This is a genomic window from Nereida sp. MMG025, assembly GCF_021654165.1.
GTDB lineage: Bacteria > Pseudomonadota > Alphaproteobacteria > Rhodobacterales > Rhodobacteraceae > Nereida.
Map to the genome: position 1 here is coordinate 34,611 of NZ_JAKFZN010000010.1, position 14,305 is coordinate 48,915.

Here is a 14,305-nt window from a genome sequence, read left to right on the forward strand (position 1 = left end):
TTCTCCACAATGCGGACCTATTCGGCCGCAATTCCTTCCATTTGATCCTCGAGCGCATCGGCGGCGTCTTGCAGCGCCTCAAGCGTCTGAGCGTCGGGGGTCCAGTAGTTTCTATCACTTGCTTCCAGCAGACGGTTCGCCATGCGCACCGATGCTTGGGGGTTCAGATCAGCGAGGCGCTGACGCATCGCTTCGTCCAGCACAAAGGTCTCGGACAGGCGTTGATAGACCCATTCGTCAACCTGGCCTGTCGTGGCCGACCAGCCCATCGTGTTGGTCACTTGCGCTTCGATCTGGCGCACGCCTTCGTGGCCGTGTTGCAGCATGCTTTCGAACCACTTGGGGTTCAGGCTGCGGCTGCGTGTTTCCAGCGCGACTTGGTCTTGCAAGGTGCGCACCTGTGCGTTGCCCATCGTCTGATCGCCAATGAATACGGCAGGTTCCTGCCCGCCCTTGGCGCGTTTTACGGCGCGGGCAATGCCACCAAGCGTGTCGAAATAGTGATCAACCGTCGTGACGCCCAGTTCGACGCTTTCAAGGTTTTGATAAGCGACGTCCACGTCCTTCAGCTGCGCTTGCAACAAAGCGGCATGGGCGCTGGCTTTTCCATCGGTGCCGTATGCGAAAGATTTGCGCGCCTGATAGGCATCTGCCAGCTCGTCTTCGTTTTCAAAGCTGGAGCTGTCGACCAGTTGATTGACATTGCTACCATAGGCGCCTTCGGCATTTGAAAAGACGCGCAGTGCAGCGGTTTCAATATCTATGCCAAGTTGCTCGGCTACGGCCAACGCGTGGGCGCGGATAAAATTTTGCGCCGTGGGTTCATCGGCCAAGGCACATTTCTGCGCAGCTTCGGCCAGCATCTTGGTTTGCAACGGCAGCAAATCGCGGAAAATACCCGAAAGGGTCATCACAACGTCGATCCGCGGGCGGCCCAGTTTTTCAAGCGCGATCAGGTCGGCGCCACACAGACGCCCGTAACCGTCAAAGCGCGGCGCGCAGCCCATCAAGGCAAGGGCTTGGGCAATCGGCCCGCCATCGGATTTGATGTTGTCGCTGCCCCAAAGGACAAGCGCGACTGTGCGCGGGAGTGTGTCTTGGGCATCCAGCAGAACCTGGGCCTGTTTTGCGCCGTCGCGCAGCGCAAAGGCGGTGGGCATGCGGAACGGGTCAAACGCGTGAATGTTGCGGCCCGTGGGCAGCACTTCGGGGCTGCGGATCAGATCGCCACCCGGCACAGGCGCGATGTAATGGCCCGAAAGCGCACGCATCAGCGCTGGTAATTCGGTTTGTTCCTGCAACAGCGCGTCGACCTTTTCACGTGCTTCGGGCGACTGATCGGCCATTACGGCAAGCTGGTCGTGGCGGGCGGCGTCGCTCATCGGGCGGCCAACAACGTGCAGACCATCGGGGATCAGCGCGTCCTCGGTTTCCAGAAGTTTGAGCCACAGCGTTTCAGGGTTGCGACCGTTCATATCGACGACATTGGCTTGATCTTTGATCAGCTGTTCCAGATCAGCGCGGATCGGGTCATTGGGTTGCGTCGCACGGTAGCGCGTTAGCGTATCTTTCAGCTCGGACAGGCCTTTATACAGACCCGATCGCGCCAAGGGTGGTGTGAGGTGCGTGATCGTGACGGCATTGGCGCGGCGTTTGGCCAAGGTCGCCTCTGACGGGTTGTTAGAGGCGTAAAGATACACATTCGGCATCTCGCCAATCAGGCGATCCGGCCAGTCGCGAGCGCCAAGACCCGCCTGTTTGCCCGGCATGAATTCAAGCGCGCCATGCATGCCGAAGTGCAACAGAACATCGGCGCGGTAGGTGTTGCGCAGCCACATATAGAATTGGGTAAAGGCATGGGTCGGCGCAAAGCCCTTTTCAAAGAGCAATCGCATCGGGTCGCCCTCATACCCGAAGGTCGGCTGCACGCCGACAAAGACGTTGCCGAAATGCGCCCCAAGGATGAACACGCCGCGACCGTCGGACTGGATGCGGCCGGGGGCAGGGCCCCACACGCTTTCGATGGCTGAAAGCGGGGGCGTATTGGCCACGATATGATCGGCGCTGACGGTATCGGCGACATTGGCCTCTTGGCCGTATTGCGCCGCGTTGCCCTTGAGGACCGCTGCACGCAGCGCATCGACGTCGCTTGGGACATCAACGTCATATCCGTCCCGCTTCATCTGATGCAATGTGTTGAACAGGCTTTCAAAAACACTCAGATAAGCGGCCGTGCCCACAGCGCCTGCATTGGGCGGAAATCCGAAAAGCACCACGCCCACTTTCTTGGTAGCATTCTCTTTGCGGCGCAGCTCGGCCAAGCGCACCACTTTTTCAGCCAAGCTGTCGATGCGTTCGACACAGGGGGCCATGGATTTGGCATGCGCTGTCTGCGGGCATTGGTGTTGGCAACCGTGGCACCCATCTTCGCTGTGACGTCCTGCAAAAACAGTGGGGTTTGTTGCGCCGTCAATCTCGGGCAGTGCGATCAGCATTGTCGTTTCAACAGGCCCAAGGCCCTGTTCACTGCCAGCCCATTGCGCAAGGGTTTGAAACTCAAGCGGATGGGCGGCGATGTAGGGCACATTCAGCTCGCTCAGCACCTCAATGGCGGCAGAGCTATCGTTATAAGCAGGCCCGCCCACAAGGCTGAAACCGGTCAGGGACACCAGCGCATCAACCTGACCTTGCATGAATTGCTCAATCGCGGGACGCCCATCAAGACCGCCTGCAAACCCTGCAATCACGTTCAGGCCTTTGGCCTCGAGTGTATGAATAACATGGTCGTAATGGGCGCAGTCGCCTGACAGAATATAGCTGCGCAGCATGAGCACGCCGACGGTGGCGCGGCCCTTGAAATCGGGCAATTCTGCTGTGTTTGTCACGATTTTTGTGCCCGTCAGATCGGGGTGGTAGAGGCCGACCTCTGGATAATCAATCGGAGCGGCGGCTTCGATCTGGTTCCAACCGCGGTTCTTGGAATACCGCGACACCAAAAAACGAACCATCTGTTCGATATTCGCGTCCGAACCGCCAAGCCAATATTGCATGGACAGGAAATAGGCCCGCAGATCTTGGGCCTTGCCCGGAATGAATTTGAGGATTTTCGGCAAGCGGCGCAGAATTTTCATCTGCCCTTCACCGCTGCTGGTTTTCTTTGTCTTTGGCTTCAGCTTTTTCAAGATCGCCATCGCGCCAGAGGCAGGCTTGGACAGATCAACGTCGCCCATCTTGGTTAAATTAACGATTGAAGGATCGGCGATGACACCCACAAAAGCGTCGCAGGCCGCGCGCCGCGCCTGCATGTTGGGCAGGATCGCGTTGATCTGGTCTTCAAGGAAAATAAGGTTGCCGATGATGATATCAGCATGATCCACCGACTGGCGCGCATCGGCCAGGGCCGCAGGGTTTTCGCCCCATTCTGCGGCTGCGTGCACACTGACTTCCAGACCAGGGAAATCGGCTTGCAAAGATGGCATCGCACGCACGACCGACCCACCCGCGTGGCGGTCCAGCGTGATGATTGTCACGCGGTAAGGGATGATCGCGCTATCGCGCATAATGGGCCTTTGCTTCATAAAGCGTATCGACAGAAATTTCTGTAACGCCTTGATCTGCTGCGAATTTCTCGGTGTTGCGTTTGGCTTTGCCGCGCACAAAGAAAGGGATTTTCTTGAGCTCTTTTTCCGCGTCGACCAGCCACACCATCACGTCGCTGCCCTCGGGCGCGGGTGTTTCAACAACTGTTTCTTCGGGGCGATCCATTGGTTTGGGCGCGTGGCCGCCGTGGTGGCTTGGCCCTGCGGCGTCGTGGAATTCAAAGTCATCACGGAACATATGCAACAAGTGCTCTTCCAGCCCCATGACAAGCGGGTGAATCCACGTATCAAAAATGACGTTTGCGCCCTCAAACCCCATCTGGGGTGAATAGCGTGCGGGAAAGTCCTGCACATGCACGGGCGCCGAAATCACCGCGCAAGGAATGCCGAGGCGTTTACCAATATGGCGTTCCATCTGGGTGCCAAGGATCATCTCGGGTTGAAGCGCCTCAATGGTTTGCTCGACTTCCAGATAGTCATCAGTGATGAGCGCCTCGACGCCGATCTCTTTGCCCAAGGCGCGGATGTCGCGGGCGAATTCGCGGTTGTAACACCCGATGCCAGCCACTTCGAAGCCCATCTCTTCGCGTGCGATGCGCGTGGCCGTTTTCACATGGCTGCCATCGCCGAAGATAAAGACACGTTTGCCTGTCAGATAGGTGCTGTCGACCGAACGGGACCACCACGGCATGCGCAGGCGGCTTTCATCGATTTCAGGCTCTATTCCCGCCAGATCGCAGACTTCTTTGATAAAGTCACGGGTGGCATTTGTGCCAAGCGGAATGACTTTGGTATAGGGTTGGTTCAGGTTTTTCTCGCACCAGCGCGCGGCCGCTTCACCCGTTTCAGGATACAGCAACACGTTGAAATGGGCGGCCCCCATGCGGGTGATGTCAGACGGGGTCGCATCCAGTGGGGCTGCGACATTCACCTCAATTCCCAGATCATAAAGAAGGGCAGTGATTTCCTGAATGTCGTCGCGGTGACGAAAGCCCAAAGCCGTGCCGCCAAGGATGTTCACGCTGACGCGCTCTGACCGATCCATCGGTTTGGCAAGGGCGCGGACGATCTGGAAAAATGTCTCGTCGGCGCCAAAGTTTTCCTTGCGCGAATAAGAGGGCAATTCCAGCGGAATGACAGGGCAGGGCAGACCCATCGTTTCGGCCAGACCTGCGGGGTCGTCCTGAATAAGTTCGGCGGTGCACGAGGCGCCGACAATGATCGCTTCGGGTTTGAAACGGTCATAGGCCTCTTGGCAGGCGTCTTTGAACAGATGCGCTGTGTCACTGCCCAGATCACGTGCTTGGAACGTGGTGTAGGTGACAGGCGGGCGATGATTGCGCCGCTCGATCATGGTGAAAAGCAGATCGGCATAGGTGTCGCCTTGGGGGGCGTGCAATACGTAGTGCAGGCCTTTCATGCCAGTGGCAACGCGCATCGCGCCAACATGGGGCGGGCCTTCGTATGTCCAGACAGTCAATTTCATAGCGATAGCACCTCGCGGCGGCGCACGGGGCGGCTAAACAATCCGGCCAGGTCGCTGGCTTGTTCGTAAAAATGCACGGGCGTGAACACCAACTCGATCGCCCACTTTGTTGTCAGGCCTTCGGCCTCGAGCGGATTGGCAAGGCCAAGACCGCACACGGTGATATCAGGGCGGGCGGCGCGGCAGCGGTCCAGCTGCAGATCAACGTCCTGGCCTTCTGAAATCGTGGGGCCCTGTTCAATCAGATCAAGATCCGGACCGACCAGTCTGGTATGAAGATACGGCGTGCCGACTTCGACGGCCGTCATCCCGCATTCACGGGTGAGAAAACGCGCAAGCGGCACTTCCAACTGGCTGTCGGGGAAAAAGAAAACCGACTTGCCTTGCAGCTCGGCCGATTGGGCGGCGATGGCCTTCAAAGCACGGGCGCGCGGGGCGGCGGTGACGCGTTCAAACGTTGCTTCATCCACACCAAATTCCAGCGCAACCGCCCGCAGCCAAGCGGTCGTGCCAGCCTCGCCAAAGGGGAAGGGGGCAGGGATGTGACGTGCGCCGCGCCGTTCAAGCGCGGCATGCGTATCGCCCAAGAAGGGTTGAAGCAGTGCAAAAACGGTATTGCCGCCAATACCGACTTCGTCGGCCGCGCGTGCGGCGGGCAATGTGCGGATAGGGCCGATGCCCATCTGTGTCAGCAGATCAATCGCTTGATCCTCAACCACATCTGGCAAGGCCCCAACCAGCAGCAATTCACGTGCGTCGGTTTCGGGCAACACCGGCACCATAGAGGCAAGACAGGCGTCTTCACCTTGGGTGAATGTTGTCTCGATCCCCGAACCTGAATAATTCAGCACGCGGACGTGCGGGGCATGATCGACTGTCAAACGCTCGGCTGCGCGCGCCAGATCAAGTTTGATCACCTCCGAGGGGCATGACCCAACAAGGAACAATTGCTTGATGTCAGGACGACGTGACAGAAGTTTTGCAACTTCGCGGTCAAGTTCTGTGTGGGCATCAGCCAGACCAGCGAGGTCTTTTTCTTCGAGAATCGCAGTGCCGAAACGGGGTTCGGCAAAGATCATAACACCCGCGGCAGATTGCAATAAATGCGCGCAAGTGCGGCTGCCGACGACCAGAAAGAACGCGTCCTGCATTTTGCGGTGAAGCCAGATAATACCTGTCAGCCCGCAGAATACTTCGCGCTGTCCACGCTCTTTCAAAACGGGGGTTTCACGGCATCCTGTGGTGATGGGGGTATGATCGTTCATGCAAGAACCTCTTGGCTGGCGTTGCTTTGCAAGCGGGCCATGCGCAGCTTCCAGATGAACTGAGCTGCGTTGATGACGTAGATGGCATATGCGGCCAAAGCGACCCACATTTGGGCGGGTGCGGACAGCGCACCTGTCCACAATGCCCATAGATAAAAGGTGTGCAGCGCGATAACTGCAAAGCTCACCACGTCTTCCCAAAAGAAAGCCGGAGCAAACAGATACTGGCCGAAAACCACTTTTTCCCAGATCGCGCCGGTCACCATAATGGTGTATAAAACAACTGTTTTTGCGATGATCGAGAGGGTTGCAGCCAAATAGCCTTCGCCTGTCCCCAGGTACCGAAGCACCAACGCGACAGAGATCAAAAACACCACAAATTGAAAGGGTGCCAACAAACCCTGAACAAGGGTCCATTTGGTTTGATCGCGGCGGATGCGTTGATCTGGTGTATACAAACCGGTAGCCGGTTTTTTGTGCGATTTTGGCGCAGACATTGACCGACTCCCTGACAAGCGGTGTTGACAGAGGGTGCGCTTTTGAACCCAAAGTGTCAACTAAAACTTACACTTGGAAATTTACACCTTGGATATGTGTCGCGTCGCTGACTGGCAGCGCGAGCGTGCCACGTTTATTACCGTTGCACGCCAGCTTTATCCCGCGCGGATCCGTTGAAATTATAAAAGTGTCAATTACATTAGACATGTGGTAGGAATTTATAAGGGTCGCAAAGCTGCTTGAGCGAGTCGCGGTGGGAAACTGAGCAGATCGGTCGAAGGGATCGTATCTATGTCGGACAATAACGAAATGCGAAAATCACGGAGCGAGGATGTTGACTCCCTTGCCGAACGCGTGCTGCGCACGCTTGCCGTTACACGAAGTAGCAAGCCTGATGCACAAAGCGATGCGCGTGCAGATTTTGTGCTGAGCCTTTGTATGGCTGTCGGTGATTTTGATCCGAATGCCCGAAAGATGTGGGTGGCCGAAGCGATGCAGCTTGGGCTGTCGGCTACGGATATTTGTGAAACCTACATTCCCAGTGCCGCACGCGTTTTGGGTGAAAGATGGTGCACCGATCAGGTCAGTTTCGCAGATGTCACCATCGGAGTGGCACGGCTGCAGGGCATGTTGCGTGATCTGATGCCCGAAGCAGAGCTCCTTTCTGCTATGAAAGTGGGTAAGTCTCCAGTTGTTTTGATGGTTGTGCCAGAGGGCGAATATCACACTTTGGGTGCGATGGTTACGGCACGCAAATTGCGCCGCAACGGTGTTTCGGTAAAATTGATCATGGACCGCCCCGTCGCCGAGGTGGCCGCGCTTGTCGAACAGGTCGATTTTGATGCCGTGATGGTCTCGCTATCTTCGGGCGAACGTCTTGAAGTTATGCGACAATTCGTTTTACATATTCGAAAGGTTGCAGGCGACGCTTTGCCGATTTTGATCGGCGGCCCTGTGGCAAATGAGCAAGTAGATGTGAAGTCACTGACCGGAGCTGACCATGTTGAAAACGACCCGATCAAGGCGCTTCTTTCATGCGGTCTGACAATATCAGATCGCGCCGAGCCCGCGAATTCGAGCAGGGAATAGAGGATGCAGTGGATGACACACCGATCCAGAATGCGCCTGTTATGACCTCACGTGGACAGAAATATTGGACGGGTGGGTCCATCCCGCTCATCGGCCCCGATGTTCTGGGCGGGATCATTGCATCTGCATCCGACATTGGCGTCGTGATTTCTGAGCAGGGTGACGTTCTTTCCGTTTTGGTTAAGCCAGATCATAAGTCTTTCGGACATGTGGAGCATTGGGAAGGCCGCAACCTGCGGGATTTCTTGACCGTGGAAAGCGTGCCAAAGCTGGATGCAAAGCTGGCGGCGTTTGTCGAAAGTGAAGATGGCGCCACCGGATCCATTGAGCTGAACCACACCGACAAAAACCTCGAATTTCCGATTAGTTATTCCCTGCACCGTATTGGCCCTGACGGTGCGCTTTTGATGCTTGGTCGCGATTTGCGCCCAATTGCCGAAATGCAGCAGCAGCTTGTGAAAACGCAGATTGCGATTGAGCAGGATTATGAACTACAGCGCGATTTTGATACGCGCTACCGCGTTTTGATGGATGCGTCGCGCGAGGCGATGGTCTTTTTGAATGTGGCCTCGGGGCGGATTGTGGATCTGAACAAACCTGCTGCAGCCTTGCTTGGTGCGCCGCGCAAGGAATTGCTGGAAGCGGCTGTCGCACAGGTCTTTGATGGCCGCAGACGTGGCGAGTTTCTTGAGGCTTTGACCAATACAGCGATTGCCGAAGGGTCAAAAACAATCGAACTGATTGTGCGCAAAACCAAAGCGCGCTTGACCGTCAGCCCAAGCCTGTTCCGTGCAGCAGGCGAGCGTTTGTTGCTCTGCCGGATCGAGCATCCAGATGATCAGGAACGCGTCAGCGATCAATTGACCGAAGATTTGTCCGCGCTCTACCAGGAAGGCGTGGACGCTATTGTGTTCACAGACCTTAACGGGATGATCCGCGCGGCAAACGAAAGCTTTTTGAATTTGGCGGATGTCGGTCACGTAACCAATGTCAAAGGCCGCCCGTTGGCGGATTTCCTGTCGCGTGGGATGGTGGATCAAAAGGTTCTTTTGGAAAACGCCGCACGTGCAGGTCAGATGCGGATGTATGCGACCAAGCTGAATAGTGCCTTTGACAACCAGATGTCGGTCGAAATTTCTGTGACACATTTGCAAGATCGCTCGCATCCAAGTTTTGTTTTTGTCATCCGTGATGCCAGCCGTGTTGAGGCTGTTCGCAAGCCAAATGGCACGGTAAATGACGATTCAGTGCGCTCGGTGATGGAGCTTGTGGGCAATGCAACTCTAAAGGATATCGTGGCGGAAACCACTGATGTTGTTGAGAAATTATGCATCGAAACAGCTGTTGAGCTGACCCACAACAACCGCGTTGCAGCGGCTGAAATGTTGGGTCTGTCGCGTCAGTCACTTTATGTGAAATTGCGCAAATATGGTCTGCTCGCCAAGAACGCCGATAGCTGATTTCACTTGAAGACTCAGCGAGTGTAATGTTTAGTTGACACATGAGTGTCAGTGAAACTAGCCATTCCCGCTCCTTGCCCGAACCTCGAGCTATGCTCCGCCTGATCAAGCCGATCACGTGGTTCCCACCGATGTGGGCGTATCTTTGCGGCGCGGTATCTGCCGGGGTGTCCCCGCGGGGACAGTGGGACGTTGTCATCTTGGGCGTTTTGCTGGCAGGGCCTATCGTTTGTGGCATGTCGCAGGCAGCCAATGATTGGTGTGACCGTCATGTGGATGCCATAAATGAACCTGATCGCCCCATCCCATCTGGTCGAATTCCGGGCATGTGGGGGCTTTGGATCGCTTTGGCCATGTCGGTGCTTTCGCTCATTGTCGGCTATCAGCTTGGTCCTTGGGGGTTTGGCGCCACCATCGTCGGGGTCGCTGCGGCTTGGGCGTATTCTGCCGAACCTATCCGCCTCAAACGCTCGGGCTGGTGGGGGCCCGGTCTGGTTGGCCTGTCCTACGAAGGGTTGCCGTGGATCACAGGGGCTGCGGTGCTGGCGGCGGGTGCGCCGTCCTCTTACGTTTTGATCGTCGCGCTTTTATATGCTCTTGGCGCACATGGCATCATGACACTCAATGATTTCAAAGCCTTGGAAGGTGACCGCCAGATGGGCGTCAATTCGCTGCCCGTCACAATGGGCCCCGAGGCCGCGGCAAAGCTGGCGTGTATCGTTATGGCTGTGCCGCAAATGGTAGTGATTATCTTACTCGCACTTTGGGACCGCCCGCTTCACGCGCTTGGCGTCCTTGCGGTTCTGCTTTTGCAATTCTGGGCGATGCGCACCCTTTTGACCGATCCCAAGGGCCGCGCGCCTTGGTATAACGGCACAGGTGTCACGCTTTATGTCAGCGGCATGATGATCGCTGCTTTTGCCATTCGATCTTTGGGGGCGGGCCTATGACCCTTTCATGGTTTTCCATCTTCCGTTTGGGGCTGGTGCAAACTTGTCTCGGGGCGATTGTCGTTCTAACCACGTCTACTCTTAACCGTCTTATGGTGGTTGAGCTTGCTTTGCCTGCTGTTCTGCCCGGTCTCCTTGTGGCGCTGCACTACGGCATCCAGATCACGCGACCCAATTGGGGCTTTGTCAGTGACAAAGGCGGCAACCGCACGCGCTGGATCATCTTGGGTATGATTGCCCTTGCGATGGGGGGCTTCGGGGCGGCGTATGGTGTGGTTTTGATGGAAGGCTCTGCGCGTCTTGGGCTTATCGTGTCCATCATTGCCTACGCCTTGATTGGCGTGGGCGTTGGGGCCTCTGGGACATCGCTGTTGGCCTTGTTGGCAACGGCCACGGCACCGCGCAGGCGGGCCGCTGCCGCGACGATCACATGGTTGATGATGATCTTCGGAATTGCCGTCACCGCTGGCACGGTAGGTGCATTTTTAGACCCTTATACACCGCAACTGCTTCTGAAAATTGTTGGCACCGTCACAATCGGCGCTGTTCTTTTGACCTTGATCGCAACTTTCCGCGTTGAACGTGGACTAAGCCTCACGCCGCAAGCCGATGATATGGGCTTTGTCGAAGGGCTGCGCGAGGTCTGGGCAGAACGCAAAGCACGGGTTTTTACCATCTTCGTGTTTCTGTCGATGACCGCCTACTTCATGCAAGAGCTGATCCTTGAACCTTATGCCGGGCTGGTCTTTGGGTTCACGCCAGGTCAGTCCACCAGCTTATCTGGTGCACAAAACGGTGGTGTCTTTTTGGGTATGGTGATTGTGGGCATCGCTTGCACGGGTTTCAAACTGGGCGAGCTGCGCCACTGGGTGGTCGGCGGATGCCTCGGGTCTGCTGCAATGCTTACCATAATCACTGTTATTGGCCAAAACGCAGCCGCCCCATTGATGCCGGTTGTGGTGGGTTTGGGTCTGTTTAATGGCATGTTTGCCGTTGCGGCCATCGGATCAATGATGGCGCTGGCCAGCGATGGCCGATCAGCACGCGAAGGCACGCGCATGGGCTTATGGGGCGCCGCGCAAGCGATTGCCGCAGGGTTTGGCGGCCTGATCGGTGCAGCCAGTGTTGATATTTTGCGTCAGTCCTTGCCTGACCCAACCGCTTTTGGTGCCGTCTTTCTTGCGGAAGCCGCCCTGTTTATCGCCGCTGCCGTGATGGCCGCGCGCATCATGGAAAACCGCGTCGTCGCTGACGCTCACCTCGTTCCGGGAGAATAGACTATGTTTGATGTTGTTGTTGTTGGCGGTGGCCCGTCGGGTGCGACCGCGGCCGAAGATCTTGCCCGTTCGGGTGTGAAAGTTGCAATGCTGGATCGTGCGGGAAGGATCAAACCCTGCGGCGGTGCTGTGCCCCCGCGCCTGATCTCGGATTTTCATATCCCTGATGAACAGATTGTGGCCAAGATCAACACCGCCCGCATGATCAGCCCCACCAACCGCAAAGTCGATATTCCGATCGAGAACGGCTATGTCGGCATGGTCGATCGTGAGCATTTCGACGAATTCCTGCGGTGTCGTGCCGCCGATGCCGGTGCCGAACGCTTTACCGGCACCTTCCTGCGGATTGAACGCAGCGGCACCACCAAGATTATTTACCGTGACAAGGAAAGCCGCGAGGAACGCGCACTGGAAACCAAGCTGATCATCGGTGCGGATGGTGCGCGATCTGATGTGGCCCGCGCCGAGGTGCCGGGCGGCGATACCATCCCCTATGTCATCGCCTATCACGAGATTATCGAAGCCCCCGCCGCCAATGAGGTCTATGACCCTATGCGCTGCGATGTCATCTATGATGGTGTCATCAGCCCCGATTTTTACGGGTGGGTCTTTCCGCACGGCAAATCGGCCAGCGTGGGCATGGGCACAGGTATCGACGGAATTGACCTGAAGAAAGCCACCGCCGATCTGCGGGCGGCATCTGGTTTGACCGATTGCAAAACGATCCGAAAAGAAGGTGCCCCTATCCCTCTGAAACCGCTAGATAAATGGGACAACGGCAAGGATGTTGTTCTGGCGGGGGATGCTGCTGGTGTTGTGGCGCCGTCCTCGGGCGAAGGTATCTTTTACGCAATGGCAGGTGGCCGCGCTGCGGCAACAGCGGCGACTGCGGCGCTGGCATCAGGTCGCATCAGCGATCTGCAACTGGCCCGCAAACTCTTTATGAAAGAGCATAAGGCCGTGTTCAAAATACTCGGTGCGATGCAGGACGCCTATTACAAAAGCGACGAGCGCCGTGAACGGTTTGTCAGCCTGTGTCACGACGTTGATGTGCAGCGCCTGACGTTTGAGGCCTATATGAACAAAAAGCTGGTCAGCAAACGCCCCTTGGCGCACATCAAGATCGGCATTAAGAACATTGCCCATCTGGCAGGCATCGTTAGCCCGCTGCGCACATGAAGGATTTAGGCTTGGACAGCATGATCCCCGCTTGGGTCGACGGGGTGTTGACCCCTGTTGAGAAGTTGGAGGTGCATCAGCGCGGGCTGAAGCACAAAGCGATTTCTGTCTTTTTGATGAAAGGCACCAAGGTGCTGCTGCAGCAACGGGCGATGGTTAAATACCACACGCCTGGTCTGTGGGCGAACACCTGCTGCACCCACCCTGATTGGAACGAAGATAGCGCCGATTGCGCCGTCCGTCGTTTGCAAGAAGAGCTTGGGATTACGGATGCGTCCGTAAGTTTTGCCGACCAAGTCGAATACCGCGCCGATGTATTCCAAGGCTTGATCGAGCATGAAGTGGTTGATGTTTTTGTCGGACACGTCGATGACACCCTAAATATCGACCCTAATCCAGCCGAAGTGATGGATATTACTTGGGTCGAGATGGACGATCTTGCGGCTGATCTTGAGAGCAACACAGCGCGATACACGCCGTGGCTCAAGATCTATATGGATGAATTTCGCGACCGTATTTTCGCCAAATCGCTTTAATCACACTTTCCCGAATGATCTGACCTTGCCGGCCGCTTGCGCGGCTGTTGCGGCAATATCCACGGCTGTCAGGCCTGCGTCTGCATACATGGCCGCAGGGCTGGCCTGATCAATGAAGCGGTCAGGCAGGGTCATGGTGCGCACCGAAAGTCCGCGATCAAATGCGCCGATATTGGCAAGTTCGTGCAAAACCAGCGCCCCAAAGCCGCCTTGTGCGCCCTGCTCTACTGTAACCAGCGCCTTATGATGACGCGCCAGTTGATGAATCAGGCGCGTATCCAGCGGTTTGGCAAAGCGTGCGTCAGCGACCGTGCAAGTGATGCCCATGGTTTCCAACTGCTGTGCTGCTTCCAGACATTCGCCCAGATGCGCACCAAACGACAAAAGCGCCACATCGTCGCCTTCGCGCACAATACGCCCTTTGCCAATTTGCAGAATCTTTGCCTCCGGCATGTTCACCCCTGTGCCTTCGCCGCGTGGGTAGCGGAACGCAATGGGCCCATCGTCATAGGCGGCAGCCGTGGCAACCATATGCTTTAGCTCTGCCTCATCCGCGGCGGCCATCACCGTCATGTTCGGCAGGGTCGCCATGAAGCCAATGTCAAACGCACCTGCGTGTGTCGGGCCATCGGCGCCCACAAGACCAGCACGGTCAATCGCAAAGCGCACGGGCAGGTTTTGCAAGGCAACGTCATGGGCCACCTGATCGTAACCGCGCTGCAAAAAACTGGAATAGATCGCACAGAACGGCCGCAGCCCGGATGCGGCAAGACCTGCCGCAAATGTGACGCCATGTTGTTCAGCGATACCAACGTCAAACACCCGTTTCGGGAAGCGTTTTTGCATCAGATCAAGCCCCGTGCCACCGGGCATTGCCGCAGTAACAGAGACGATTTTAGGATCGGCTTCGGCAAGTTGTGTCAGCGTTTCGCCAAACACCTTGGTATAGCTTGGGGCATTGGGCGT

Annotated in this window: 11 protein-coding genes; 6 read left to right on the forward strand and 5 right to left on the reverse strand. The window is 56.6% G+C overall.

Going from position 1 to position 14,305, the window contains the following annotated elements; translation table 11 throughout:
• Nucleotides 1-17: 17 nt before the first annotated feature.
• The 4 genes from L1065_RS14765 to bchF are packed head-to-tail and all read right to left on the reverse strand — an operon-like array spanning nucleotide 18 to nucleotide 6,847.
• A complete protein-coding gene (locus L1065_RS14765) occupies nucleotides 18-3,560 on the reverse strand; it encodes a magnesium chelatase subunit H (protein ID WP_237096276.1) in 3,543 nt (1,180 codons plus the stop codon).
• Nucleotides 3,550-5,085, reverse strand: coding sequence for a ferredoxin:protochlorophyllide reductase (ATP-dependent) subunit B (bchB, locus tag L1065_RS14770; RefSeq protein WP_237096277.1), 1,536 nt, complete (start codon nucleotides 5,083-5,085; stop codon nucleotides 3,550-3,552). The genes L1065_RS14765 and bchB overlap by 11 nt, the downstream gene beginning before the upstream one ends.
• Nucleotides 5,082-6,350 carry a ferredoxin:protochlorophyllide reductase (ATP-dependent) subunit N gene (locus L1065_RS14775; protein WP_237096278.1) on the reverse strand — a complete coding sequence of 423 codons (1,269 nt, stop codon included), beginning with the start codon at nucleotides 6,348-6,350 and terminating at the stop codon, nucleotides 5,082-5,084. The genes bchB and L1065_RS14775 overlap by 4 nt, the downstream gene beginning before the upstream one ends.
• Nucleotides 6,347-6,847, reverse strand: a complete 501-nt coding sequence (gene bchF, locus L1065_RS14780; RefSeq protein WP_237096279.1) for a 2-vinyl bacteriochlorophyllide hydratase — start codon at nucleotides 6,845-6,847, stop codon at nucleotides 6,347-6,349. Before bchF ends, L1065_RS14775 begins: the two co-directional genes overlap by 4 nt.
• 292 nt (nucleotides 6,848-7,139) lie before the next feature.
• Here bchF and L1065_RS14785 point away from each other — a divergent pair, with 292 nt between their 5' ends.
• The 6 genes from L1065_RS14785 to idi are packed head-to-tail and all read left to right on the forward strand — an operon-like array spanning nucleotide 7,140 to nucleotide 13,339.
• Nucleotides 7,140-7,937, forward strand: a complete 798-nt coding sequence (locus tag L1065_RS14785; RefSeq protein ID WP_237096280.1) for a B12-binding domain-containing protein — start codon at nucleotides 7,140-7,142, stop codon at nucleotides 7,935-7,937.
• 41 nt (nucleotides 7,938-7,978) lie between these two features.
• Nucleotides 7,979-9,397 carry a transcriptional regulator PpsR gene (gene ppsR, locus L1065_RS14790; RefSeq protein WP_237096286.1) on the forward strand — a complete coding sequence of 473 codons (1,419 nt, stop codon included), beginning with the start codon at nucleotides 7,979-7,981 and terminating at the stop codon, nucleotides 9,395-9,397.
• A gap of 41 nt (nucleotides 9,398-9,438) precedes the next feature.
• Entirely contained in the window at nucleotides 9,439-10,347 is a 909-nt protein-coding gene (gene chlG, locus L1065_RS14795) for a chlorophyll synthase ChlG (RefSeq protein ID WP_237096281.1), read from the forward strand.
• Nucleotides 10,344-11,624: a BCD family MFS transporter gene (locus L1065_RS14800; RefSeq protein ID WP_237096282.1), complete on the forward strand. Its 1,281-nt coding sequence runs from the start codon at nucleotides 10,344-10,346 to the stop codon at nucleotides 11,622-11,624. Before chlG ends, L1065_RS14800 begins: the two co-directional genes overlap by 4 nt.
• A gap of 3 nt (nucleotides 11,625-11,627) precedes the next feature.
• Complete coding sequence (locus tag L1065_RS14805) at nucleotides 11,628-12,803, forward strand: geranylgeranyl diphosphate reductase (RefSeq protein WP_237096283.1); 1,176 nt, start codon at nucleotides 11,628-11,630, stop codon at nucleotides 12,801-12,803.
• Nucleotides 12,804-12,814: 11 nt separating this feature from the next.
• Entirely contained in the window at nucleotides 12,815-13,339 is a 525-nt protein-coding gene (gene idi, locus L1065_RS14810; RefSeq protein WP_237096287.1) for an isopentenyl-diphosphate Delta-isomerase, read from the forward strand.
• Here idi and L1065_RS14815 read toward each other — a convergent pair.
• The coding region (locus tag L1065_RS14815) for a transketolase C-terminal domain-containing protein (RefSeq protein WP_305082565.1) at nucleotides 13,340-14,305 on the reverse strand (966 nt) is incomplete at its 5' end. It abuts the gene before it with no gap.

Bases quoted from the DNA above. Each gene is read 5' to 3' on its own strand.
- L1065_RS14765 (WP_237096276.1), bottom strand. From the start codon at position 3,560: ATGCGCGATAGCGCGATCATCCCTTACCGCGTGACAATCATCACGCTG.
- bchB (WP_237096277.1), bottom strand. From the start codon at position 5,085: ATGAAATTGACTGTCTGGACATACGAAGGCCCGCCCCATGTTGGCGCG.
- L1065_RS14775 (WP_237096278.1), bottom strand. From the start codon at position 6,350: ATGAACGATCATACCCCCATCACCACAGGATGCCGTGAAACCCCCGTT.
- bchF (WP_237096279.1), bottom strand. From the start codon at position 6,847: ATGTCTGCGCCAAAATCGCACAAAAAACCGGCTACCGGTTTGTATACA.
- L1065_RS14785 (WP_237096280.1), top strand. From the start codon at position 7,140: ATGTCGGACAATAACGAAATGCGAAAATCACGGAGCGAGGATGTTGAC.
- ppsR (WP_237096286.1), top strand. From the start codon at position 7,979: ATGACCTCACGTGGACAGAAATATTGGACGGGTGGGTCCATCCCGCTC.
- chlG (WP_237096281.1), top strand. From the start codon at position 9,439: ATGAGTGTCAGTGAAACTAGCCATTCCCGCTCCTTGCCCGAACCTCGA.
- L1065_RS14800 (WP_237096282.1), top strand. From the start codon at position 10,344: ATGACCCTTTCATGGTTTTCCATCTTCCGTTTGGGGCTGGTGCAAACT.
- L1065_RS14805 (WP_237096283.1), top strand. From the start codon at position 11,628: ATGTTTGATGTTGTTGTTGTTGGCGGTGGCCCGTCGGGTGCGACCGCG.